Source organism: Streptomyces sp. CA-181903 (genome assembly GCF_050937075.1).
GTDB lineage: Bacteria > Actinomycetota > Actinomycetes > Streptomycetales > Streptomycetaceae > Streptomyces.
This window is the reverse complement of sequence record NZ_JBNJLY010000001.1, coordinates 5,289,979-5,313,467: the sequence shown is the minus strand read 5'-3', so window position 1 is coordinate 5,313,467 and position 23,489 is coordinate 5,289,979. Positions and strand designations below refer to the sequence as shown.

Annotated in this window: 21 protein-coding genes and 2 pseudogenes; 7 read left to right on the top strand and 16 right to left on the bottom strand. The window is 72.7% G+C overall.

Annotation, left to right across the window (positions count from 1 at the left end; all coding sequences use genetic code 11):
* Nucleotides 1–36 precede the first annotated feature (36 nt).
* The 8 genes and pseudogenes from gatB to ACQEVS_RS23770 all read right to left on the bottom strand — a co-directional run bounded on the left by gatB (nt 37) and on the right by ACQEVS_RS23770 (nt 10,395).
* Complete coding sequence (gene gatB / locus ACQEVS_RS23805) at nt 37–1,545, bottom strand: Asp-tRNA(Asn)/Glu-tRNA(Gln) amidotransferase subunit GatB (protein WP_433023506.1); 1,509 nt, start codon at nt 1,543–1,545, stop codon at nt 37–39.
* Between the two features lie 25 nt (nt 1,546–1,570).
* Nucleotides 1,571–1,840 (bottom strand): hypothetical protein, encoded by a 270-nt coding sequence (locus tag ACQEVS_RS23800; RefSeq protein ID WP_433023504.1) that lies wholly within the window; start codon nt 1,838–1,840, stop codon nt 1,571–1,573.
* Nucleotides 1,837–3,332, bottom strand: a pseudogene (gene gatA / locus ACQEVS_RS23795) (Asp-tRNA(Asn)/Glu-tRNA(Gln) amidotransferase subunit GatA). Before gatA ends, ACQEVS_RS23800 begins: the two are co-directional and overlap by 4 nt.
* Before the next feature lie 5 nt (nt 3,333–3,337).
* Complete coding sequence (gene gatC / locus ACQEVS_RS23790) at nt 3,338–3,634, bottom strand: Asp-tRNA(Asn)/Glu-tRNA(Gln) amidotransferase subunit GatC (protein WP_433023502.1); 297 nt, start codon at nt 3,632–3,634, stop codon at nt 3,338–3,340.
* A 278-nt stretch (nt 3,635–3,912) separates the two neighbouring features.
* Nucleotides 3,913–6,065, bottom strand: a pseudogene (locus tag ACQEVS_RS23785) (putative bifunctional diguanylate cyclase/phosphodiesterase).
* A 171-nt stretch (nt 6,066–6,236) separates the two neighbouring features.
* Nucleotides 6,237–8,432, bottom strand: a complete 2,196-nt coding sequence (gene ligA, locus ACQEVS_RS23780; protein WP_433027847.1) for an NAD-dependent DNA ligase LigA — start codon at nt 8,430–8,432, stop codon at nt 6,237–6,239.
* Between the two features lie 88 nt (nt 8,433–8,520).
* On the bottom strand, nt 8,521–9,561 hold the full coding sequence (locus tag ACQEVS_RS23775; RefSeq protein WP_433023500.1) for a methionine synthase: 1,041 nt from the start codon (nt 9,559–9,561) through the stop codon (nt 8,521–8,523).
* Nucleotides 9,562–9,705: 144 nt separating this feature from the next.
* Nucleotides 9,706–10,395, bottom strand: a complete 690-nt coding sequence (locus ACQEVS_RS23770) for an SDR family oxidoreductase (protein WP_433023498.1) — start codon at nt 10,393–10,395, stop codon at nt 9,706–9,708.
* 426 nt (nt 10,396–10,821) lie between these two features.
* On the opposite strand from ACQEVS_RS23770, the gene ACQEVS_RS23765 reads away from it, so the two are divergent.
* Nucleotides 10,822–11,508 carry a response regulator gene (locus tag ACQEVS_RS23765; protein WP_433027844.1) on the top strand — a complete coding sequence of 229 codons (687 nt, stop codon included), beginning with the start codon at nt 10,822–10,824 and terminating at the stop codon, nt 11,506–11,508.
* A gap of 26 nt (nt 11,509–11,534) precedes the next feature.
* On the top strand, nt 11,535–12,773 hold the full coding sequence (locus ACQEVS_RS23760) for a sensor histidine kinase (protein ID WP_433023496.1): 1,239 nt from the start codon (nt 11,535–11,537) through the stop codon (nt 12,771–12,773).
* A gap of 301 nt (nt 12,774–13,074) precedes the next feature.
* Here the strand turns inward: ACQEVS_RS23760 and ACQEVS_RS23755 are convergent, their stop codons facing one another.
* A complete protein-coding gene (locus ACQEVS_RS23755) occupies nt 13,075–13,575 on the bottom strand; it encodes an ATP-binding protein (protein WP_433023494.1) in 501 nt (166 codons plus the stop codon).
* 337 nt (nt 13,576–13,912) lie between these two features.
* Here ACQEVS_RS23755 and ACQEVS_RS23750 point away from each other — a divergent pair, with 337 nt between their 5' ends.
* The 3 genes from ACQEVS_RS23750 to ACQEVS_RS23740 are packed head-to-tail and all read left to right on the top strand — an operon-like array spanning nt 13,913 to nt 15,324.
* Entirely contained in the window at nt 13,913–14,743 is an 831-nt protein-coding gene (locus tag ACQEVS_RS23750) for a helix-turn-helix domain-containing protein (RefSeq protein ID WP_433027841.1), read from the top strand.
* Nucleotides 14,744–14,755: 12 nt separating this feature from the next.
* The gene (locus tag ACQEVS_RS23745; RefSeq protein ID WP_433023492.1) at nt 14,756–15,079 is read left to right on the top strand and encodes a DUF397 domain-containing protein; all 324 of its coding nucleotides are present in this window, start codon (nt 14,756–14,758) and stop codon (nt 15,077–15,079) included.
* Nucleotides 15,080–15,090: 11 nt separating this feature from the next.
* Nucleotides 15,091–15,324 (top strand): DUF397 domain-containing protein, encoded by a 234-nt coding sequence (locus ACQEVS_RS23740; protein WP_433023490.1) that lies wholly within the window; start codon nt 15,091–15,093, stop codon nt 15,322–15,324.
* Nucleotides 15,325–15,412: 88 nt separating this feature from the next.
* Here ACQEVS_RS23740 and ACQEVS_RS23735 read toward each other — a convergent pair whose 3' ends face one another.
* The 3 genes from ACQEVS_RS23735 to ACQEVS_RS23725 all read right to left on the bottom strand — a co-directional run bounded on the left by ACQEVS_RS23735 (nt 15,413) and on the right by ACQEVS_RS23725 (nt 17,692).
* Nucleotides 15,413–16,369, bottom strand: a complete 957-nt coding sequence (locus ACQEVS_RS23735; protein ID WP_433023489.1) for an SDR family NAD(P)-dependent oxidoreductase — start codon at nt 16,367–16,369, stop codon at nt 15,413–15,415.
* 144 nt (nt 16,370–16,513) lie between these two features.
* A complete protein-coding gene (locus tag ACQEVS_RS23730; protein WP_433023487.1) occupies nt 16,514–17,011 on the bottom strand; it encodes a hypothetical protein in 498 nt (165 codons plus the stop codon).
* A gap of 393 nt (nt 17,012–17,404) precedes the next feature.
* A complete protein-coding gene (locus tag ACQEVS_RS23725; RefSeq protein WP_433023485.1) occupies nt 17,405–17,692 on the bottom strand; it encodes an antibiotic biosynthesis monooxygenase in 288 nt (95 codons plus the stop codon).
* Between the two features lie 98 nt (nt 17,693–17,790).
* Between ACQEVS_RS23725 and ACQEVS_RS23720 the strand changes: the two genes are divergently transcribed.
* Nucleotides 17,791–18,363 (top strand): TetR/AcrR family transcriptional regulator, encoded by a 573-nt coding sequence (locus ACQEVS_RS23720; protein WP_433023483.1) that lies wholly within the window; start codon nt 17,791–17,793, stop codon nt 18,361–18,363.
* A gap of 108 nt (nt 18,364–18,471) precedes the next feature.
* On the opposite strand, the gene mnmA is transcribed toward ACQEVS_RS23720, so the two are convergent.
* Both mnmA and ACQEVS_RS23710 read right to left on the bottom strand, forming a co-directional pair.
* The gene (mnmA, locus tag ACQEVS_RS23715) at nt 18,472–19,614 is read right to left on the bottom strand and encodes a tRNA 2-thiouridine(34) synthase MnmA (RefSeq protein ID WP_433023481.1); all 1,143 of its coding nucleotides are present in this window, start codon (nt 19,612–19,614) and stop codon (nt 18,472–18,474) included.
* Nucleotides 19,615–19,690: 76 nt separating this feature from the next.
* Entirely contained in the window at nt 19,691–20,860 is a 1,170-nt protein-coding gene (locus ACQEVS_RS23710; RefSeq protein WP_433023479.1) for a cysteine desulfurase family protein, read from the bottom strand.
* 398 nt (nt 20,861–21,258) lie between these two features.
* Here ACQEVS_RS23710 and ACQEVS_RS23705 point away from each other — a divergent pair, with 398 nt between their 5' ends.
* Nucleotides 21,259–21,843, top strand: coding sequence for a TIGR03086 family metal-binding protein (locus ACQEVS_RS23705; RefSeq protein WP_433023477.1), 585 nt, complete (start codon nt 21,259–21,261; stop codon nt 21,841–21,843).
* A 12-nt stretch (nt 21,844–21,855) separates the two neighbouring features.
* On the opposite strand, the gene ACQEVS_RS23700 is transcribed toward ACQEVS_RS23705, so the two are convergent.
* Both ACQEVS_RS23700 and ACQEVS_RS23695 read right to left on the bottom strand, forming a co-directional pair.
* Entirely contained in the window at nt 21,856–22,713 is an 858-nt protein-coding gene (locus ACQEVS_RS23700) for a thioesterase family protein (protein WP_433023475.1), read from the bottom strand.
* Nucleotides 22,714–22,736: 23 nt separating this feature from the next.
* Nucleotides 22,737–23,444 carry a trimeric intracellular cation channel family protein gene (locus ACQEVS_RS23695; RefSeq protein ID WP_433023473.1) on the bottom strand — a complete coding sequence of 236 codons (708 nt, stop codon included), beginning with the start codon at nt 23,442–23,444 and terminating at the stop codon, nt 22,737–22,739.
* Nucleotides 23,445–23,489: the final 45 nt, after the last annotated feature.

The following is a 23,489-nucleotide window of genomic DNA, read 5'->3' as shown; positions in this document are numbered from 1 at the left end:
TTCCGGGGAACGGCCCTCTGATTCCGGAGACGGGCGTCAGCCTTCGACGCCCAGCCGCTCAAGAATCAGCTCGCGCACGCGCGCCGCGTCCGCCTGGCCCCGCGTGGCCTTCATGACCGCGCCGACGAGCGCGCCCGCCGCCGCGACCTTGCCGCCGCGGATCTTGTCCGCGATGGCCGCGTTGGCCGCGATGGCCTCGTCCACGGCGGTGCCGAGCGCGCCCTCGTCGGAGACGACCTTCAGACCGCGCTTCTCCACGACGACGTCCGGCTCGCCCTCGCCCGCGAGGACGCCCTCGATGACCTGGCGGGCCAGCTTGTCGTTGAGCGAGCCGTCCGCGACCAGCGCGGCCACCCGGGCCACCTGGGCCGGGGTGATCGGCATGGCGGCCAGCTCGGTGCCGCCCTCGTTGGCGCGGCGGGCCAGCTCGCCCATCCACCACTTGCGGGCGGCGGCGGAGTCGGCGCCGGCCTCGACGGTGGCGGTGATCAGGTCGACCGCGCCCGCGTTGAGGATCGACTGCATGTCGTGCTCGCTGATCCCCCACTCCTCGCGGAGGCGGTTGCGGCGCACGCGCGGCAGCTCGGGCAGGGTCGCCCGCAGCTCCTCGACCCACTCGCGGGAGGGGGCCACCGGAACGAGGTCCGGCTCGGGGAAGTAGCGGTAGTCCTCGGCCTCTTCCTTGATGCGGCCGGCCGTCGTGGAGCCGTCCTCCTCGTGGAAGTGGCGCGTCTCCTGGACGATCGTGCCGCCCGAGGACAACACGGCGGCGTGCCGCATGACCTCGTACCGGACGGCCCGCTCGACGCTGCGGAGCGAGTTGACGTTCTTCGTCTCCGAGCGGGTGCCGAACTTCTCGGTGCCGTTCGGGCGCAGCGACAGGTTGACGTCGCAGCGCATCTGGCCCATCTCCATGCGGGCCTCGGAGACGCCGAGCGCCTTGATGAGCTCGCGCAGCTCGGCGACGTACGCCTTGGCGACCTCGGGGGCCCGCTCGCCCGCGCCCTCGATCGGCTTGGTGACGATCTCGATCAGCGGGATGCCGGCCCGGTTGTAGTCGAGCAGGGAGTGGGACGCGCCGTGGATACGGCCGGTGGCGCCGCCCACGTGCGTGGACTTGCCGGTGTCCTCCTCCATGTGGGCGCGCTCGATCTCCACGCGGAAGACCTCGCCGTCCTCCAGCTGGACGTCCAGGTAGCCGTTGAAGGCGATGGGCTCGTCGTACTGGGAGGTCTGGAAGTTCTTCGGCATGTCCGGATAGAAGTAGTTCTTCCGGGCGAAGCGGCACCACTCGGCGATCTCGCAGTTGAGCGCGAGACCGATCTTGATCGCGGACTCGACGCCGACGGCGTTGACGACCGGGAGCGCGCCGGGCATGCCGAGGCAGGTGGGGCAGGTCTGCGAGTTCGGGTCGGCGCCCAGCTCCGTGGAGCACCCGCAGAACATCTTGGTCTTGGTGCCGAGCTCGACATGGACCTCCAGGCCCATGACGGGGTCGTAGGACGCCAACGCGTCCTCGTACGACACCAGTTCAGTGACGGTCACGGAAAACTTACCTCTCAGTCCCGGCTCAGCCCGCGAGGACGTCGTCGCTCTTCATACGGCGCAGCTCGCGGACGAGCAGAGCGACGCCGGTGACGATGGCGGCGGCCGAGACGACCGCGTCGACGAGCTGGAGCGTGTCCTGCTCACCCCGCGCCGTCTTCGCCTGCTTGACGACGCTGACCGCGCCGAACAGGGTCGTGCCGATGGACAGGTACGTGCCGGCCTTGGACTTCTTGAAGCCCTTGGCCTTCTTCAGCGCGCTGCCCTTGCTCTTGTTCTCGCCAGCAGTGCTCACAGTGCGGGTGCCTCCTCCAGCAGCGGGTGGCCCCAGCGGTCGCGGAACGCGGCCTCGACCGCGGCGCCGACCTTGTAGAGCCTGTCGTCCTTCATGGCCGGGGCGATGATCTGCAACCCCACCGGCAGTCCGTCCTCGGGGCGAGGCCGCACGGCAGCGACATGGCCGCGTTGCCCGCCAGGTTGGTCGGGATGGTGCACAGGTCCGCCAGGTACATCGCCATCGGGTCGTCGGCGCGCTCGCCGATCGCGAAGGCGGTGGTCGGCGTGGTCGGCGAGACCATCACGTCCACCTGCTCGAACGCCTTCTCGAAGTCCCGCGTGATGAGGGTGCGGACCTTCTGCGCCGAGCCGTAGTACGCGTCGTAGTAGCCGGAGCTCAGCGCGTAGGTGCCGAGCATCACGCGGCGCTTCACCTCGGGGCCGAAGCCGGCCTCGCGGGTGAGGGCGGTGACGTCCTCGGCGGAGCGGGTGCCGTCGTCGCCGGCGCGCAGGCCGTAGCGGAGACCGTCGAACCGGGCCAGGTTCGACGAGCACTCGGACGGCGCGATCAGGTAGTACGCGGCCAGGGCGAGGTCGAACGAGGGGCAGTCCACCTCGACGATCTCGGCGCCCAGCTCGCGCAGCAGCTCGACGGACTCGTCGAACCGCTGGAGGACGCCCGCCTGGTAGCCCTCGCCGCGGAACTGCTTGACGACGCCGACCCGCATGCCCGCGACGCTGCCGTTGCGGGCCGCCTCGACGACCGGCGGGACCGGGGCGTCGATGGACGTCGAGTCCAGCGGGTCGTGGCCCGCGATGACCTCGTGCAGCAGCGCCGCGTCCAGGACCGTACGGGCGCAGGGGCCGCCCTGGTCGAGGGAGGACGAGAACGCGACCATGCCGTAGCGGGAGACCGCGCCGTAGGTCGGCTTGACGCCGACCGTGCCGGTGACGGCGGCGGGCTGACGGATCGAGCCGCCGGTGTCCGTGCCGATGGCGAGCGGGGCCTCGTACGCGGCGAGGGCCGCGCTGGAGCCGCCGCCGGAGCCGCCGGGGATCTTGGTCAGGTCCCAGGGGTTGCCGGTCGGGCCGTACGCGCTGTTCTCCGTGGAGGAGCCCATCGCGAACTCGTCCATGTTGGTCTTGCCGAGGATGACGACGTCCGCGTCCTTGAGGCGCTTGGTGAGCGTCGCGTCGTACGGCGGGATCCAGCCTTCGAGGATCTTGGAGCCGACGGTGGTCGGGATGCCCTCGGTGGTGAAGATGTCCTTCAGCGCCAGCGGGACGCCGGCCAGCGGGCCGAGCTTCTCGCCCCGCGCGCGCTTCTCGTCCACGGCGCGCGCCTGCTTCAGCGCGCCCTCGCGGTCGACGTGCAGGAAGGCGTGCACCTTCTCGTCGACGGCCTCGATCCGGGCCAGGTGGGCCTCGGTGACCTCGACGGCCGTGACCTCACCGGCGGCGATCTTCTCGGCGATCTCCGCGGCGGTCAGCTTGATCAGTTCGGTGGTCATCGTGGTCACTCCTCACCCAGGATCTGCGGCACCTTGAAACGCTGCTGCTCCTGAGCGGGGGCGCCGGAGAGCGCCGCCTCCGGGCTGAGCGACGGACGGACCTCGTCCGGCCGCATGACATTGGTCAGCGGCAGCGGGTGGGAGGTCGGCGGGACGTCCTGGTCGGCGACCTCGGAGACGCGGGCGACCGCGCCGATGATGTCGTCGAGCTGAGTGGCGAAGTGGTCGAGCTCTTCGCCCCTCAGCTCCAGGCGCGCCAGCCGGGCGAGGTGGGCGACCTCCTCGCGCGTGATGCCAGGCATGCAGCGATCCTCAGGGTGGAGTGTGTAGGTTTCGCGGCCAATCCTATGGCGCGGCGGGCGTCCGCCGCGAAACGGATTGTCCGCTGGCGCGGTGGGGTGCCCCGGTCCCGCCCTTTCACCGTTTCCTGGGGGCCAGCCCCCAGACCCCCGAGGCGCCCTGCGGGCGCTGTCCTCAAACGCCGGACGGGCTGACTATTCAGCCCGTCCGGCGCTTGAGGACAAGGGGTCTGGGGCGCAGCCCCAGGAAACGGTGAAAGGGCGGGACCGGGGCACACCCCCTACGTCACCGGCTGGTCGGCCGCCTTCTCCGCGACAGCCGGAGCGGAAGCGGGAGCGGGCGCCGCAGGCGCGGGCGTCACCGCGGGAGCCGGCGCGGCGGCCGGCGGGGCCTCCCGCCGCCAGCCGCCCTCCCGCAGCCGCAACCACGCCGTCATCTCCTCAGGAGGCATCGCGGCCGCCACCAACCACCCCTGCACCGCGTCACACCCCAGATCCCGCAGCCGCTCCCACGTCTCGTCGTCCTCGACCCCCTCCGCCACCACGAGCAGCCCGAGCGAGTGCGCGAGGTCGAGCGTGCAGCGCACGATCTCCGCGTCCTCGTTGTCGATGGCGAGCCGCGCCACGAACGACCGGTCGATCTTCAACTCGCTCACCGGCAGCCGGCGCAGATGGACCAGCGACGAGTACCCCGTTCCGAAGTCGTCGAGGGACATCTTCACGCCGTGCCCGGTGAGCCCGGCGAGCGCGTCGGCGGCGCGCTGCGGGTCCTCCAGGAGGACGTGTTCGGTGATCTCCAGCTGGAGGGCGCCGGGCGGGACGCCGTGCCGGGCGAGGCGGGCGGCGACGGAGCCGGCGAAGCCGGGGGTGTGGACGTCGCGGGGGGAGACGTTGACGGCGACGGGCACCTCCAGGCCCATGGCCCGCCAGCGGGCGACCTGGCCGAGGGCAGTCTCCAGCACGTACTCGGTGAGCCGCGGCATCAGCCCGGAGGACTCGGCGATGGCGATGAACTCGTCCGGGGAGACCCGGCCGCGCTCCGGGTGCACCCAGCGCACCAGCGCCTCCAGGCCCTCGACGTGCCCGTCGAAGCCCACCTTGGGCTGGTAGTGCAGCTCGACCTCGCCCGCGTCCAGGGCGCGGCGCAGGTCGCCGAGGAGGCCGAGGCGGTCGGGGGTGTTGCCGTCCCGGCGGGCCTCGTACACCTCGACGCCGCTGCGGTCACGTTTCGCCTGGTACATCGCCACGTCGGCGCGGCGCAGCAGCCCCTCGGCGTCGAGGGCGTGGTCGGGGTGGACGGCGACGCCGGCGCTGGCCTCCAGGACGAGGGTGAGGCCGTCGAGGTCGAGGGGGAGCCGAGGGCGGCGACGAGGCCGCGGGCCACGCGCTGGGCGCTGGTGAGGGAGTCCACGGCGGGGAGGAGGACGGCGAACTCGTCGCCGCCGAGGCGTGCGGCCTCCGCGTCGCGTGGGAGGGCGTCCCGGAGCCGGGCCGCTATCTGGAGCAGCAGCCGGTCACCGGCCAGGTGGCCGAGGGTGTCGTTGACGGATCGGAAGCGGTCGAGGTCGATGAGGACGAGCGCGGTCCGCTCGCCGGCCTGCTCGGCCTCGTCGAGGGCGGCCCAGGTCCGTTCGAGGAGCCACTGCCGGTTGGGGAGCCCGGTGAGCGGGTCGCGGAGTTGCTCCTCCGCGCGGGCGTGGGCTATCCACAGGGTGGAGTCGAGGGCTATGAGGGGGATCGCGAACAGCGGCAGCAGCAGCGGCGCGTGTTCGGCGACGACGGCGATCAGCGGGGCTATCCCGAGGAGCGCGCCGCCGACGAGCGCCTGCCGGAGCAGGGCCGCCCGGGCGAGGCCGCCGGCGAACCCGGAGTGTGGCGGGGCGAGATGGCGCCAGAGCAGGGCCCGGGTGACGGTGAGGTAGACGAAGGCCGCGAGGGCGATCCGGGGGACGTCGGCCGGCTCCCAGCCGCTGGGCAGCCAGGGGTGTTCGACGGAGGCGTGCACGTCGAGCAGGCCGAGGGCGGCGCCGCCCGCCGCGACGCCGAGGACGTCGACGGCGCAGTGGAGTAACGCCTGCCGCCAGCGGTGCCGCCGGGCCGTGGTGACGAAGGTGACGACGGCGATGCCGATGACGGCGGCCGGGATCCAGCCGTGGAGCAGCAGGACGGCCAGGGTCAGGGCGGCGCCGGAGCCGGAGCCTCCCCACCACCGGTCACGGCCCAGGGCGACCAGATGGGCGACGATGAGGGCCGTGAGGGTGGCGAGGGACCAGCCGACCGTCCGCCCGGGGAACACCGCGTGGCCCGCGGCGGCGGCCCGCTCGATCCCCAGGGCGAGGACGAGCAGCGCGAGGGGGACACAGACGACCGGCAGCGCGGGTGGTGGATCCCTGCGCAGCCGCGATGCCGGTTCGGCGCTGTCGGTGGGTTTCATGCCCGTCCCTCTCACAGCCGGCGGTGCCCGCGCCACGGCAGGCGCACATCTCAACAGTAGGCCGCAGAAGGCTACGACGGGCAGCGATCGGCGGCGGTTGCCCGAACAGGATCCGGCCTGCGTGGCGTTCGGAAAGCGCTGTAGGGGTAATTCCCACTGGCCCTGCGGGCATTACTCCGCAGGGGTGGGCGCCTGTGGCACGGCGGCGGCGCGCGCCGCTTCCGGTCCTTCGGCGAGGAGCACGCCGAAGCCGTCCTCCTCCAGTACGGGGACCTTGAGCTGCATGGCCTTGTCGTACTTGGAGCCGGGGTTGTCACCGACGACCACGAAGTCGGTCTTCTTGGAGACGGATCCCGTCACCTTGGCGCCGCGGGACTGGAGTGCCTCCTTGGCCTGGTCGCGGGTGTACGAGGTGAGGGTGCCGGTGACGACGACGGTGAGGCCGGCCAGCGGACGGGGGCCCTCGTCGCCGCTCGTCTCCTCCTCCATCCGGACGCCGGCGGCCCGCCACTTCTCGATGATCTCGCGGTGCCAGTCCTCGGCGAACCACTCGCGGACGGCGGTGGCGATGGTGTCGGAGACGCCGTCGACCGCGGCCAGTTCCTCCTCCGTGGCGGCGGCGATCCGGTCGATCGAGCCGAACTCGCGGGCCAGCGCGGCGGCGGCGACCGGGCCCACGTGCCGGATGGACAGACCGTTGACGATCCGGGCGAGCCGCCGGGTCCTGGCCGCCTGGATGTTCTCCAGCATGGCCAGGGCGTTCTTCTTCGGCTCGCCCTTCTGGTTGGCGAAGAAGGTGACGACCTTCTCCTCGCCGGTCTTGGGGTCGTGCTTGGGCAGCCCGGTGTCCGGGTCGCGGACGTAGGACTTGATGGGCAGCAGTTCCTCGATGGTCAGGTCGAAGAGGTCGCCCTCGTTGAGCAGCGGCGGGGTGGCCGGTTCCAGCGGCTGGGTGAGGGCCGATGCGGCCACGTAGCCGAAGTTCTCGATGTCCAGGCACTCGCGGCCGGCGAGGTAGTAGATCCGCTCGCGGATCTGGCCGGGGCAGGAGCGGGCGTTGGGGCAGCGGAGGTCGACGTCGGCCTCCTTCATGGGGCGCAGCGCCGTCCCGCACTCGGGGCACTCGGCCGGCATCACGAACTCGCGCTCGCTGCCGTCCCGGAGGTCGACGACGGGCCCGAGGATCTCGGGGATGACGTCGCCGGCCTTGCGGAGCACGACCGTGTCGCCGATGAGGACGCCCTTGGCCTTGACGACCTCCTGGTTGTGCAGGGTGGCGAACTCGACCTCGGAGCCGGCGACGGTGACGGGCTCGACGACGGCCTGCGGGGTGACGCGCCCGGTGCGGCCGACGCCGACGCGGATGTCGAGGAGCTTGGTGTTGACCTCCTCCGGCGGGTACTTCCAGGCGATGGCCCAGCGCGGCGCCCGCGCGGTGGAGCCGAGCCGCCCCTGAAGCGGCACCTCGTCGAGCTTGACGACGACGCCGTCGATCTCGTGCTCCATGGAGTGCCGCACCTTGGGCTGCCCGTAGTGCGCGATGAACTTCCGCACGCCGTCCAGCGAGTCGACGACCTCGGCGTGCGCGGCGGTGGGCAGGCCCCACTCGCGCAGCAGCTCGTAGGCGTGCGACTGGCAGTCGATGGCGAAGCCCTCGCGGGCGCCGACGCCGTGGACGACCATGTGCAGCGGACGGGTGGCGGTGACCCGCGGGTCCTTCTGCCGGAGGGAGCCGGCCGCCGCGTTCCGCGGGTTGGCGAACGGCGGCTTGCCGGCCTCCACCAGGCGCGCGTTGAGCTCCTGGAACTTCTCCATCGGGAAGTAGACCTCGCCGCGCACCTCGACCAGCTCCGGGATCCGGTCGCCCTTGAGGCGGTGCGGGATCTCGGAGATGGTCTTGATGTTGGGCGTGATGTCCTCGCCGGTGCGGCCGTCGCCGCGGGTGGCGGCGCGGGTCAGCCGCCCGTGCTCGTAGGTCAGGTTGACGGCGAGGCCGTCCACCTTGAGCTCGCAGAGGAAGTGGTAGTCCGCGCCCTCGCCGACGTCCTTGGCGATGCGGTCGGCCCAGGCGGCCAGTTCCTCGTCGTCGAAGGCGTTGTCGAGGGAGAGCATGCGCTCGCGGTGCTCGACGGACGTGAACTCCGTCTCGTACGAGCCCGCGACCTTCTGGGTGGGCGACTCGGGGGTGCGGAGCTCGGGGTGCTCCTCCTCCAGGGCCTCCAGCTCGCGCAGCAGCCGGTCGAACTCGGCGTCGCTGACGACCGGCGCGTCCTTCACGTAGTAGCGGAAGCGGTGCTCCTCGACCTGCTCGGCGAGCAGGGCGTGCTTCTCCCGCGCCGCCGCGGGCGTCGCCGCCTCCGAGGTCAGCTTCTCGCCGCTTCCACCGTGCCCGCCGTGCTGTTCGACAGCCACTGTCTCGTCCTCCCGTTGTCCTCTGGTGCGCCCTCCGGCGCCGTCACTCAGGGTTGTCCACGAGTGATCGTGCCGCCCGGACGCAGTGGGCGAGGGCCGAGCGGGCGTAGGCGGGCGACGCGCCCGCCATCCCGCACGCGGGCGCGACCACCACGGACTCGGCGAGAGTCCCAGGTGACAGCCCCAGCCTGCGCCACAGCGTCCTGACACCCATGACGCTACCGGCAGGGTCGGACAATGGGCCGTCCACGCCGGGCACGACGCCGGCGAAGAGCGTCGTTCCGCCCTCGACGGCCTCGCCGAGCGCGTCGTCCTCACGCTCGGTGAGCAGCGAGAAGTCGAACGAGACACCGGTCGCCCCGGCGCGCCGGAGCAGCGCGAAGGGAACGCCGGGGGCGCACGAGTGCACGACGAGCGGTGCGCCGGCCTCCCGCGCGACCGCGGCGATCTCCCGCAGCGCGCCCTCGACCACGGCCCGGTCGACGGCCCGGTGCGTCCGGTAGCCGCTGGCCGTCCTGACCTGACCGCGGAGCACGGCCGTCAGCGAGGGTTCGTCGAGCTGGAGGACGGGCGTCGCGCCCGGCACCCGGCGGCGCAGCTCGGCGAGGTGGCCGCGCAGGCCCTCGGCGAGCGAGGCGGTGAGGTCGCGGCAGGCGCCCGGGTCGCCCAGCGCGGCCTCGCCGCCGCGCAGTTCCAGCGCCGCGGCCAGCGTCCAGGGCCCCACGGCGGAGACCTTCAGGGCGCCCTCGTACCCCTGGGTGAACTCCTCCAGCGCGTCCAGGTCCTCGCGCAGCCAGGAGCGGGCCCGGCGGGTGTCGCGGCCGGGCCGGTCGGAGATCCGCCAGCCGCTGGGCTCCACATGGGCGAAGACCTCCACGAGGAGGCCGGCGGTCCGGCCGATCATGTCCGCGCCGGGTCCTCGCGCCGGCAGTTCCGGCAGGTACGGAAGGGTCTCCAGGGACCCGGTGACGGCCTTCGCCGCCTCCCTGGCATCCGTTCCCGGCATCGACCCGACACCGGTCGCGGCGCCGGGCCCCCAGGGGCGGTTCTCACGGGGCTCGCTGGTCTCGATCGTCTCGCTCACCCGGGAAGGGTACGAGACTCCCCCGGCCCGGACCGGCGCACCCGGGGGCGCGCGACGGGCGGACGCGCCTCGGGGAGGGGCGCGCGGGCGGTGCGCCGCGCGCGGGGGCGGGTCCGTACCGCCCGGCGCCCCAGGGCCATCGCGTCAGCGTCCCGGCCGGACCGAGATGTCGTTGATCTCCGCGTCGCGCGGCAGGTCGATCGCGTGCAGGACCGTCGACGCCACCGACCCGGCCTCGATCCACCGTGCCGCGTCGTACTCCTTGCCCTCCTGCTGGTGCACCTTCGCCTGCATGGCGGTGGCCGTCCGGCCCGGGTAGACGCTGGTCACCCGGACGCCGTTGGCGTGCTCCTCGGCGCGCAGCGAGTCGGCGAGCGCCTTGAGGCCGTGCTTGCTGGCCGCGTAGGCGCTCCAGTTGGGGCCCGCGTTGAGGCCGGCGCCCGAGTTGACGAAGACGACGTGGCCGTGCGCCACCCGCAGTTGGGGCAGGAAGAGGCGGGTGAGCTCCGCGGGGGCGACGAGGTTGACCGCAAGCGTGTTCGTCCACGTCCGCGGCGTCAGCTCGCCCACCCCGCCGAGGTCCACGACGCCGGCCACGTGCAGCAGCGAGTCGACGCGCTCGGGGAGCGTCTGGTGGTCAAGGGCCCAGGAGAGCCGGTCGGGGTTGGAGAGGTCGCCGACGAGCGTGCGGGCGCCGGGGAACCGGGCCGCCAGTTCCTTGGCGCGTCCGGCGTCGCGCGCGAACAGGAAGATCTCGTCCCCGCGGGCGAGCAGCCGCTCGGCCAGTACCTCTCCGATGCCCGATCCGGCGCCGGTGATCACATGTGTTGCCATGTGTCCAGCTTGCCTTACCGGCGCCCGGCGGACGCGGCGCGGGCCGGAACCCGCGGGCGGAGCGGGTCGAGCGCCCCGGCGGCGGCGACCCCATAGGGGCGGGAAAGCACCGCGGCCGGGGCGGGCCCGTTCCGGAGACGGGGGCCGTCCCCTGTCGGGACGGCCCCCGGAGCCGTACGTTCCCCCCGTGGCCGTACGGCTCCTCGGCCGCGCTCCCCCCGTGGAACGCGCGGCCGCCCGCCCGCTTCCGGAATGTCCGGCGCGACGCGGACCGCATCCCCTCGCATTCATGGTGGCGATCCGGGGGCGCCTTCCGGTACCCGCCGACCGTCGGTTCCGTCCCCGCCGGTCGGCGGGGGCGACGGGGACCGAACGACCGGGCGGTTGTTATATTTCCTGACCGGTACCAGCGCAGGAGTGTTGATGGTGATCCGCGTCATGGTCGTGGACGACGAGAAGCTGTTGCGCGCGGGGATCCGCAGCATTCTGGAAGCGGAGCCTGATATCGAGGTTCCGGTGGCGTGCGAGGGCGTACGCGCCGTGGAACTCGCGGTCGCGCACCGCCCCGACGTCGTCCTGCTGGACATCCGGATGCCCGAGGTGGACGGACTCTCGGTGCTCGGTTCGCTGCTGGCGCTGCCGGAGCCGCCCGTGGTGGCGATGCTCACCACGTTCTCCGGCGACGAGCACATCGCCCCCGCCCTGCGGGCCGGTGCCGCCGGGTTCCTGGTGAAGGACACCGTCCCCGACGAACTGGCCAGCGCCGTCCGCGTCCTGGCGGCCGGCGGAACGATTCTGTCGCCCGCCGTCGCCGACAGCGTGATCGACGGCTACCTGCGCGCCGGCGGCGTCGGCGCCCCGCCCGCCCGGCTGGCCTCCCTCACCGAGCGCGAGCGCGCGGTGCTGACCCTGCTGGCCCGGGGGAAGTCGAACGCCGAGATCGGCGCCGCCCTGCTGATGGGCGCCGCCACGGCCAAGGACCACGTGAGCGCGATCCTGGCCAAGCTCGGCGCGGCCAACCGCGTCCAGGCGGCCGTCCTCGCCCACCACCACGGCCTGGTCCGCCTCGACGGGGAACCCGGCGGGAAACCGGACGCGGCCGGTCCGGCGTGAGCCGGTTCCGAGCGAGACTCGACGGTGTGCGGCGGCCCGGCGGTGCGCGGTGGTTCAGCGGTACGCGCCGGCTCATCGATGCGCGGTGGCTCAGCGGGCGGCGGTGGCTCGGCGATGCGCACCTGCTCAACGGCCCCCAGCGATCGGTGACATGGCAGGACTTCCGCCGTGACCTGCTCCTCCTCCCCGTGGCGACGGCCGAGACGGCGGCCATGTACCCCGTGGCCGGCCCGACGGAGACCGCCCTCTACGCCGCGACCGTCGCCGCCCTCTTCGTCCGGCGCCGCTTCCCCGTCCCCGTCCTGGTGACCGCCCTGCCCGTCACCTTCGGCGGGCACCTGCTGATCGCCCCCATGGTGGCGATGTACCAGGTCTCGCGCTCCGTGGAACGGCGGCGAACGGTCTACGGCTGGTCCCTGGCGTTCTTCCTCACCGCGCTCGGCCCCTGGTGGCCGGCGGTACCGGGCGCCTGGCACCGCGTGGACGACGTGCTGCTGTTCGGCGTCCTCTCGTCCGCCCTGATGACGGTCGGCCCGACGGCGATGGGCCAGCTCAGCCGCGCCCGCCGGCAACTGGCCGACCACATCGAGGAGTTGTCCCGTGCCCACCGCCGGGAGGCGGAGCTGATCGCCGAACGGGCGGTCGTCGCCGAACGGGCGCGGCTGGCCCGGGAGATGCACGACGTCGTCTCGTACCAGGTCAGCCTGATGACCGTGCAGGCCGGCGCCCTGGAGCGGACGACGGAGGACCCGGCCGCCCGCGAGACCGCCTCCGTGATACGCGGCCTGGGCGCCACCGCCCTCCGCGAACTCCGCGGCCTGCTCGGCGTCCTGCGTACCACCCCCGGCGACGCGGCCCTCCGCCCACGCCTCGGCGCCCTCCCGGACCTCGTCGGCGGCAGCGGCCTCGACGCCCGCCTGGACGCCGACCTGCCCGCCCTCGACGCCCTGAAGTGGCCGGCGGAGGTGGAGGAGGCCGCGTACCGCACGGTGCAGGAGGCACTGACCAACGTCCGCAAACACGCCGAGGGCGCGGCCGTCACGGTCTCCGTCGGCATCCTCCGGGCCGCGGGCCGGACCGCCCTCGCCGTGGAGGTCACCAACACCGCCACCCAGGACGGCGGCACGAAGCCGCCCGCCCTCCCCTCGGGTGGCCACGGCCTGACCGGCCTGCGCGAACGGGCCGAACAGCTCGGCGGGGAGTTCACGGCGGGTCCGGTGGACGGCGGATTCCGGGTACGCGCGGTCCTGCCCGCCTCGGCCTGACGGCTGCCCGGCCCTGGCGGGTGGTCTGATGCAACAACCCCCCTCTTCGGTCACGCTCACATCGTTCGGTGCCTCTGTACGAAACCCACGCGGTTGTCACGACGTCAGCCGAGGACGGGGCCCACGTCGCCAACCTGGCAGACGACCCGGACCAGAGGGGAGGGCCCGCCATGACACTGCAACTGGAGCGCCCGGTGACGAACGTTTCGCGCACGTCCCGCTGACGCGGCGCCCGGCGCCGGGTGGGGGCCCTCCCCGCCCGGCGGCGGCGCTGCCCTGCGTTGCACCGCGCTCACCGCACTCAGGCGACCAGCGCCGGGACGGCCCCCGGAGGCGGCGCCTCGGCGTCCAGCCTCAGCTCGAACCAGACGATCTTCCCCTTCGACTCCGACGGGGGCAGGCCCAGCGGGAAGCCGCCCCACCGGTACGCGACGAGGTCGAGGATCAGCATCCCTCTGCCCCGGATCGCGTCCAGCGCCACGGCCGACGGATCGGGCGGCACGGCCGGCACGTACGGCCCGGTGTCCGCGACGCTCACCCGCAGCACGGGGTACTCCCACGCCAGCCGCACCGTGGCCGGCCCCCACGTGTGCCGGACGGAGTTCGTCGTGAGCTCGGACGTCAACAACTCGGCCCGGTCGGCCAGTTCGTCAAGCCCGTGCACGGTCAGTACGGCGCGAAGGGTGACGCGCGCGATCCCGGGCCCGCGCGGATCGTGCGGGAAGACGAGTTCGTACTCCCAGGGGGCGGTGAAGGGGAGAGGTTGTGGGGCTGGAGCGGGCTGTGGGGGGCGTGTGGCCACGGGGGCACCTCCATGCGGAGCGCGATGGCTGCTGTACGGCGTTGAGGCCGCGCGGAGTTGAAGGTTGCGCGAGTTGAGGTTCTTCGGGACGGGCCCAGAGCTCTGGTGCCTCGCGGTGTCAGTGCCGCTGCGGGGGTGGGCGCGGTGCGCTTCCGGGAGGCGTGGTGGGCGGGGAGCGGGTGGCTCGCCGAACAACGGTAGCGCGCTACTACATAACAGTTCTACGCGACTTCCCAGAACGAGTGAACTTTGCCGTCTCGGTGGACCTGGTACGCCCACGTCGGCACACTAGGCGCGAGTGAGGAGTGAGCACGTGGCACCAAGGCACGCCCCAACGATCCGTCAACGCAGGTTCGGCGCAGAGCTTCGCCGTCTTCGCGAGGCAGCGGACATGTCCGCGCCGACGGTGGCGAATCTGTTGGGTACGACCCGGACGGTTGTTTCCAACATCGAGGCCGGCCGCTTCGGTATCAGTGAGGAGCGTCTTCGCCGACTGGCGAGCATCTACGAGTGTGACGACAAAGACCTGGTCGACGCTCTGGCCCGGATGACAGGCGGCCGCAAGCGCGGGTGGTGGGAAGAATACCGGGGCAAGATTCCTCCCGGATTCCTTGATGTCTCCGAAATGGAGCATGACGCCGTGCGGTTACGCTCGGTTCAGACAGCACATCTGCCCGGGCTGTTCCAGACGGAGGACCACGCGCGGGCCGTCTTCGAACTGTTCACACCCCCGCTGCCCCGCTTGGAACTGGAGCTCCGAGTCGCACACCGTCTCGCCCGTCAGCAGGTGCTCACCGGGACGAACCCGACTCCCTATGTGGGAGTCATCCAGGAGGCGGCCCTGCGCATGCAACTCGGTGGCAGGGATGTCACACGGGGCCAGCTCAACCGCCTTCTGGAAGCCAGCGAATGGGAGAACGTCACGCTGCTGGTGATTCCTTTCGCTGCGGGCGGCTTTCCCTTGTTCGGCGACTCCGCCGTCTTGTACGCGGAAGCTCCGAACGCCCACTTGGACACTGTCCACATGGACTCCCCCACCGGGGCGGTCTTCGTCGACTCCCCCACCCAGTTGGCACACTTCCGCAAGCGCCTGGACATGGCCGAGCAGACAGCGTTGAGTCGGGAGAATTCCCGCGACTACATCCATCGGATCGTCAAGGACCTGTAAGAGGTATGCCTCGTGCCTGAGCCGATATGGTTCAAGTCATCGTTCTCCGACGCAGGCGGGAACAACTGCATAGAGGTGCGCGTGAACACGCCTGATATAGCAATAAGGGAGAGCACCGACCTCGAACTGGTCATACGGACCAGCCCGAGCGCCTTCCACTCGCTGATACGCGCGATAAGAGCCGGCGTCCCGATTGCCGCGTCTGTCCACGCGGTGTGCTTGCCTGTGCATATCTTGCGGCGCCGAGTCGCCTACGCATCGCGGGATCGAGAAGAAACCGCGCTTCCGTCGGCCGCGTCGCGGAGACTCGTCCGTTCCATCGCACGTGAGCTGTGAGGAGCCGTTCTATGGGCCATCCCGTTTGGCAACGCTCGTCCCTGTGCGCGGGCGGCGGGAACAACTGCCTGGAGATCGCAGCCGCCAAGAGCGGCATCGCACTGCGCGAGAACACCGAACCCGAACGGGTCATACGGACCAGCCCGAGCGCTTTCCGCTCACTGATCCGCCGGATAAGACTGAGCGCCCCCTCCCCACAGCGCCTACCCGCGCGACCGATGGTCGGGGCCGCCGGGCGCTCATAGCTCCGCCAAGGGTGAACGCCCCCCCTCGGGCCTGATCGTGCCGCCGGCCCCGGGAAGCAGCAGGGCCCGCGCAGGCTGCGCCCCGTGCCTACCGGGCCGGAAACCCGAGGTGCGATTCGGTGCCGGTCAGCACACAACTCACCGCCCACAAGCGGGCGGCCACGGCCCCGTCTGCCATATGGGTGGGGACGGGCTCGTGCCGTGGGAGGCCGCGCAGGCCGAAGAGTCGCGGTCCCCACAGCTGGCCGCCCCGTACGTCCGGGTCGAGGGTGGCGCGGACGATGGGCCAGGCTCCGGCTTCCTTGCCCTGCACCAGGAGTCCGGCGGGCAGGGCGCGCAGCCGTTGGCCGGGGCTCGTCACGTGTACCGGCGGGCGGGACGGGGTGAGGGAGTCCAGCGCTCCGCCGGGGTGCGCGACCACGCTGAGCACCGTGCTGCCGGCGGCGCGCAGGCGGCGGTCGAGTTCGAAACCGAAGCACATCTGCGCCAGTTTGGACCGGCCGTAGCTGCGCTTGGGCCGGTAGTCCCGGGTCGACTGCGGATCGTCCAGGTCCAGCCGCTCGGACCGCGCCGCGAAGCTGCCGACCGTCACGACGCGGCCGGCTGGCGCCGCGGACAGCAGAGGGGCCAGCCACCGGGTGAGGGCGAAGTGACCGAGGTGGTTGGTGCCGAACATCAGCTCGTGGCCGTCCGCGGTCTCCAGGCGCGGCGGGTCGTCGAGCGCGACCCCCGCGTTGTGGACCACCGCGTCGAGGTGGTCGAGGTCCGACCCGTCCACGGCGGCCGCCAGGGACGACAGATCGGCGAGGTCCAGCGGCAGGTGCCGCACGCGCGCACCGGCCACGCGCGCGCCGATCGAGGCCATGGCGGCGCCGGCCTTCGCGGCGTCCCGGCTGCCGAGCAGGACGACGGCGCCGGTGGCGGCGAGCTGCTCCGCGACGAAGTACCCGATCCCGGCGTTGCCGCCGGTGACCAGGAAGACCTTGTCCTCGGCGGAGGGCAGCCGGCGGACGTCCCAGGCTCGGCTCGGGGAGGCGGAAAACACGATGACGGGCTCCTAGCGCTCGGTACCGACCCGTCCACGCTCGCAGCCTCCACCGACGTACCGCCGACAGACCGCGTGCGGGGCCGACAGATGTCCGACGGCGACGGACCGGCGGGCGCCCCCGCTCGGGGAGAGGCGGCCCGGTCACGTCGTCCGGGATACAGCCTGTTCGAGGAGCCGGTGCATGACCTGCGGGTGGCGGCTCTCGGCCGAGGCCCACAGGGCGCGCGCCGCGTCGTCGTCCAGTCGGATGAAGCAGGCCAACAGGAGTGTGCCAGGGCCGCGTTGGAAGAGCAGTTCACCGCGGAGTCCGAGGGTGGGGTCGGCGGCGAGCAGTACGGCGTCCGGGGTGTCGCGGCGCACCGGCCAGCCGAGCACGTGTCCGTCGGACCGGGCCGGGCCGAGGGCCAGGCCGAGCGACGTCCACCCCTCTCTGAGGGCCTGCCGCGTGCCGGCGTCGGCGTCCTCCAGGACGGCCCGCGCCCACTGTTCGGCGGTGCGGTACGGCGCCGGACCGAGATCGGCGAGCACGGCGTTCTCGTAGTCGATCCGCGACAACGTGCTGAGCGCATGGGCGGCAGGCGGCACCGGGACGTGGCGCACCCTGCCGGAAACCCGCGAACGGGGCGTGGAATCAACCATCGACACTCCTTGTTTGCGGCGTTGAACCGCCGGTAAGGGCTGGTCCGCGGCGCCCGAAAAGGCTGTGTGCCACTCCTGGGGCAAGGGCGCCGAAATCCTTCGGGGACTTCGCCGTCACATGATCAAACTCTGTCTACAGTGTGCGCGGGCCGCCGCTCACAAGAGCGGAATGACCTACGCCGGTCGGACAACAGGGGGAATCGTGCGGGGACTTGTCAGAAGAGCGGTCACCGCGCTCGAACTCCGGGAGCTCCCGATCGGCTGACCCGCCCGCGGGGCCGCCGGGTGATCGAGTCGCGGAACGCCGGGCCGGGGCATCCGCTCCCGTTCGGCATTCCGCGACTCCTCCGTATCCGACAGCGGTCGATCCGACAGCGGCCAAGGAGACCGGACCTAGCGCGAAAAGAGGAAGTGGACCTCACGGGGCCGGATTTCCAGGTCGCTGATGCCGTCGGGCGTCGCGCCCATTTCGCGGCCGACTCGCGACGCCGCCAGAAAATCGGCTTCCGATTCATAAGCGCCGGTGGTGACGACGGCGTCCTCGTCCGGGGTGACCCAGACCCCGACGGACAGGAACCCGGGCTGGTGCCGCGCCGCGTCGGCGACCTTGTGGGCCTCGCGGACGAACTCGTCGAGGTGTTCGCGGGCGGGGTAGTGGAAGGCAACGAATCCGAACGCCATGGGCGCCCCTCCTCAGCGGTTATACGATACCGTATAACGCCAAGCTAGAGCGTTATACGGCTACGTACAATCGGGTTGACGGGTGAGGTGGGTCACGGATGGGCGCGTTGCGCACACCGCGGGAGAAGTGGATCGAGGCAGGGCTGCAGGCGCTGGCCTCGGGCGGGGTGGACTCGGTGCGGGTCGAGGCGCTCGCCAAGGCGATGGGGGTGACCAAGGGCGGCTTCTACGGGTACTTCGCCGACCGCGAGGCACTGCTGACGGCGATGCTGGACGCCTGGGAGCGCGAGAGCGTCGACGAGGTCATCGCCCGGATCGAGCGCGAGAGCGGCGACGTGCGGGACAAGGTCCGTCTGGCCGGACGGCTCACCTTCTCCAGTGACCGTCTGCTCCCCATCGACCTGGCCGTTCGCGAGTGGTCCCGCCGCGACGACACGGTCGCCGAGCGCCTGCGCCGCGTCGACAACAAGCGCATCCAGCTCCTGCGCGACGCGCTCGGCACCTTCTGCGCCGACCCGGACGAGGTCGAGGCCCGGGCCCTGCTCGCCTTCTGCACGGCCATCGGCAGCCACTTCCTCGCCGCCGACCACCCCGGCACCACCCGCGCCACGGTCATCGCCGGCGCCGCCGACATCGTCCTCGACGTCCCTCGGAGCGGCCCCGCGGGGTGACGTGGCACATCCCGGCCCCCTCCGGACCCTGTCCATGGGAACCACCGCGCGCCGACGGCGACTTGGGCCGTCGGCATGGGCACCTGCCCCAGAGCGGGAAGCCCCCCGTCAGGCCGCGACGGCCCGTTCCGTCGTCGCGATCGTCGCCGAGCCGACCACGCGGGTGCCGTCGTAGAGGACGATCGCCTGGCCGGGGGCCACGCCTCGGACGGGGGTGGTGAAGGCGACCCGGAGGGTGCCGTCCACGAGTTCCGCCGTGACCGGGGTCTCGCCGCCGTGGGCGCGGAGTTGGGCGGTGTAGCGGCCGGGGCCGGTGGGGGCGACGCCGCACCAGCGGGGACGGATGGCGGTGAGGGCGGAGATGTCCAGGGCCTCGGCGGGACCCACGGTGACCGTGTTGTTCACGGGGGAGATGTCGAGGACGTAGCGCGGCTTGCCGTCCGGGGCCGGGTGGCCGATGCGGAGGCCCTTGCGCTGGCCGATGGTGAAGCCGTAGGCGCCCTCGTGGGTGCCGACCTTGGCACCGGTCTCGTCGACGATGTCGCCCTCGGAGGTGCCGAGGCGCTTGGCCAGGAAGCCGCGGGTGTCGCCGTCGGCGATGAAGCAGATGTCGTGGCTGTCCGGCTTCTTGGCGACCGCCAGGCCGCGGCGCTCGGCCTCGGCGCGGATCTCCTCCTTGGTGGTGACCGTGTCGCCGAGGGGGAACATCGCGTGCGCGAGCTGGCGCTCGTCCAGGACACCGAGGACGTAGGACTGGTCCTTGGCCATGTCGCTGGCGCGGTGCAGCTCGCGGGTGCCGTCCTCGTTGAGGACGACCGTCGCGTAGTGGCCGGTGCAGACCGCGTCGAAGCCCAGGGCGAGCGCCTTGTCCAGCAGCGCCGCGAACTTGATCTTCTCGTTGCAGCGCAGGCAGGGGTTGGGGGTGCGGCCGGCCTCGTACTCGGCGACGAAGTCCTCGACGACGTCCTCGCGGAAGCGCTCGGCCAGGTCCCAGCAGTAGAAGGGGATGCCGATCACGTCGGCGGCGCGGCGGGCGTCGCGGGAGTCCTCGATGGTGCAGCAGCCGCGGGCGCCGGTGCGGAAGGACTGCGGGTTGGCCGACAGGGCCAGGTGCACGCCGGTCACGTCGTGGCCCGCTTCGACGGCGCGGGCCGCGGCGACGGCGGAATCGACGCCGCCGGACATGGCGGCGAGGACGCGGAGTCCCTTGCGGGGGGCCTGGGGATCGGGTGCACCCGGGAAGTCAGTCATAGCGTCTCCAGGGTACGGGAGGCGCGATCTCGTCCCCTCCCCGATTCGGCGGGCCACCGCGTAGGGGCCGCGGCGGCTAGCTCAGGCCCGCGGTTCTCGCTCGTTTCACCGCCGGCCCGATCGCCTCCAGGACCGCCTCGACGTCCGCCTCCGTCGACGTGTGGCCGAGCGAGAAGCGGAGCGTGCCGCGCGCCAGCTCCGGGTCCGTGCCGGTGGCGAGGACGACGTGGCTGGGCTGGGCGACGCCGGCGGTGCAGGCGGAGCCCGTCGAGCACTCGATGCCCTGGGCGTCCAGCAGGAGCAGGAGCGAGTCGCCCTCGCAGCCGGGGAACGAGAAGTGGGCGTTGGCGGGGAGGCGGCCCGCCGGGTCCGGGTCGCCGCCGAGGACCGCGTCGGGGACGGCCTCCAGAACGCCCGCGATCAGGCGGTCGCGGAGGGCGCCCACCTCCCGCGCGAACTCCTCCCGGCGCTCGGCCGCCAGCGTGCCCGCCACCGCGAACGCGGCGATCGCGGGGACGTCCAGCGTGCCCGAACGCACATGCCGCTCCTGGCCGCCGCCGTGCAGCAGCGGGACGGGCGTGTGGCTGCGGCCCAGCAGCAGCGCGCCGATCCCGTACGGGCCGCCGATCTTGTGGCCGCTGACGGTCATCGCGGCCAGGCCGGACGTGGCGAAGTCCACGTCCAGCTGGCCTGCCGCCTGAACGGCGTCGGCGTGCATCGGGATGCCGAACTCCGCCGCGACGGCGGCGAGTTCGGCGATCGGCTGGATCGTGCCGATCTCGTTGTTGGCCCACATGACCGTGATCAGGGCGACGTCCGCCGGGTCGCGGGCTATCGCCTCCCGGAGCGCCTCCGGGTGCACCCTGCCGTGCGCGTCGACCGGCAGGTACTCGACGGTGGCGCCCTCATGGGCCGCCAGCCAGTCGACCGCGTCGAGGACGGCGTGGTGCTCCACCGGGCTGGACAGGACCCGGGTCCGAGCGGGGTCGGCCGCGCGGCGGGCCCAGTACAGGCCCTTCACGGCGAGGTTGTCCGCCTCCGTGCCGCCGGCCGTGAAGACGACCTCGCTGGGGCGGGCGCCGAGTGCGGCGGCGAGCGATTCGCGGGCCTCCTCGACGGTGCGGCGTGCGCGCCGCCCGGCGGCGTGCAGCGACGAGGCGTTCCCGGCTACGGGGAGGTGGGCGGTCATCGCCCGTACCGCCTCCGGGAGCATCGGGGTGGTGGCTGCGTGGTCGAGGTAGGCCATGGTGGGACGATTCTACGAGTTGTGGGGGTGGGCGTCCCCGGCGGTGCGGGGCTGTTCGGTGGGGGCCCAGTCCCTCCCCGGAGGGGGCACCCCCATTTGCCGTTTCCTGCGGGGGCCGCGCCCCCGCACCCCCGCGACCGCGCTCCGCGCGGTTGTCCTCAAACGCCGGACGGGCTGGAGGGGGCCGGGGTGGGTGGGCAGCGGGGTGGGTGGGTGAGCATCGCGCGCGGTCCTCATACGCCGGACAGGCTGTAAGCGGCGCGGACGGGCTGATTCGGGTGCACCCGTGCTGGACATTGGCCGAAAAGCGCACGGCAGGCAGAGCCCTTCGGCGGCAGGCTCTGCTGGGGGAATCCGCCCTGCACCACCACCCGCAGCGCACCGAGGAGAGCCGCCCGATGCCCGACACCGAGAACGTTCCCGACCCGCGCCCGCAGCTGCGCCGGGCCGTCGCGCAGTTCGCCGCCGTCGCCGCCGCCGTGCGGCCGGAGCGGCTGGACGACCCGACCCCCTGTACCGAGTACGACGTCCGGGGGCTGCTGGGACACGTCGTCGCCGTCGACCACACGCTGGCCGGCGTCGCCTCCAGCGGCGGGTACCGGCCGAGCGGGCCGCCCGCCGCCCCGCAGGTGGCGGACGACGGCTGGGTCGCCGCGCTCGACGAGGCCGGCGACCGGCTCGTCGCCGCCTGGGACGACGAGTCCGTGCTGACGGCCATGTACGACGTGCCGTGGGGCAAGTCGCCCGGGTACAGCGTGATCAGCTTCCTGGTGATGGAGACGGTCGTCCACACCTGGGACCTCAACGAGGCCCTCGGCCGGCACGTGGCGCTCGACCCGGAGCTGTCCGAGCTCGCCCTGAAGGTGGCCGAGACGCTGCCGTCGGAGGGCAGGGCGGGCGGCTTCGACGCCGCCCGGCCGGCTCCGGAGGGCGCGGACGTCCACACCCGGCTGGCGGCCCGGACCGGCCGCTCGGTGGACTGATTCGGGGGTCCCTCAGCCCAGCAGCCGCGCCAGCTGCCGCGACTGCGCGACCAGCCGGTCCGCGCTGTCCCAGATCTCCGCGTCCTCCTCCAGGAAGCCGCCCGCCAGGTTGCGGGTGACGACCGCGATGCGGAGGGGGCCCGGGGCGGGCCGGCGGCGGATGTGGACGGTGAGTTCGACCGTCGGGACCCAGCCGATGACGCCCATGTCGAACGGCGTGGGCGGGAGCGCGTCGGCGGCCAGGAGGAGGGAGAGCGGGTCCGGGTCGCGGCCGTCGGCGAAGTCGAACCAGCCGCGCATCTCGCCCGGCCCCGCCGGGCCGCCGGTCGCCCAGCCGGCGGTGGCGGGGTCGAGCGCCAGGTCGAGGCGGGCGACGATCTCGGCGGCGCCGAAGCCCTCGCCGCCGCCGAGGTCGTCGCGGGCGACGCAGTGCTCGCGTGGCGGCAGCTCCGGCGGCTTGGCGGTGGTGCGCACGTCGCCGGAGAGCGCGTCCAGGTCACCGTATGTGGCGAGCACCCGCAGCCGTTCGACCTCCGTGCCGTCGTCGGCCGTCTGGAACAGGCTCGCCTGGCCGGTCGAGAGCGACCGGCGGGCGTGCGCCCGGCTGCTGCGGACCACGGCCGGGCCCGGCCGGGTGGCGCTCAGGTAGTGGGCGGTGACGGTGAACGGGTCGGGGTGCGGGAGGGTGTCCGCGAGGGCCCGGGCCGCGATGGCGAGGAGGTAGCCGCCGTTGGCCGCGCCGAAGAGCGTCCAGCCCCGGTGGATGCGGACGTCGTGTTCGGCGGTGCCGTCCGGGGTGCCGCCCGGAGCGCGCGGCGTGATCGCGGTGTCCCGGTCGAACTCGCTGTTGCCGATGGTTGCCAGTGCCATGCGGGCACCGTACTACCGGTAGGTTACCGACGGGTAGCCTTACGGGGCGTGACGTGCGGCCCGACCCCGGGCGCCACTTCCTCCGCCGCCGCGCTCCGCCGGTGCCAGGCGCGCGGGGCCCGCCAGTGGAAGCGCATGGCGAGCAGCCGCAGCCCGCAGCCGACGACCACCGGGATGGCGTTGGTGGGGCCGTGCAGCACGCCGGCCTTCAGCATCAGCGCCGCCGTCGTGGCTCCGGCCATGGCCGGGACGGCGTACAGGTCGCGGTCCCAGCGCAGCAGCGACGGCACTTCGTGGGCGAGGACGTCGCGCAGCACTCCCCCGCCCACCGCCGTGGCCAGTCCGAGGGTGGCGGACTGGGTGAGGCCGAGCCCGTGCCCGTACGCCTTGACCGTCCCGGTGACGCAGAAGAGGCCGAGGCCGGCGGCGTCGAAGACATTCACCGCGCTGGTGATCCGTTCCACCTCGGGGTGCAGGAAGAAGACGATCAGCGTGGCGATCAGCGGGGTGACGAAGTAGCCGAGGTCGCTGAAGGCGGCGGGCGGGACGGCACCGATGACCAGGTCCCGGAAGAGACCTCCGCCCAGTGCCGTGACCTCCGCCAGCACCGCCATGCCGAAGACGTCGAAGTTCTTGCGGACGCCGAGCAGCGCGCCGGAGATCGCGAAGACGAAGATCCCGACGACGTCCAGCCAGTGCTGGACGGAGGGGGAGAACAGATCGGTGAGCACGCGACATTCTTACCGGTCGGCAGGGTGTCCCCCTTGTCCCGCCCT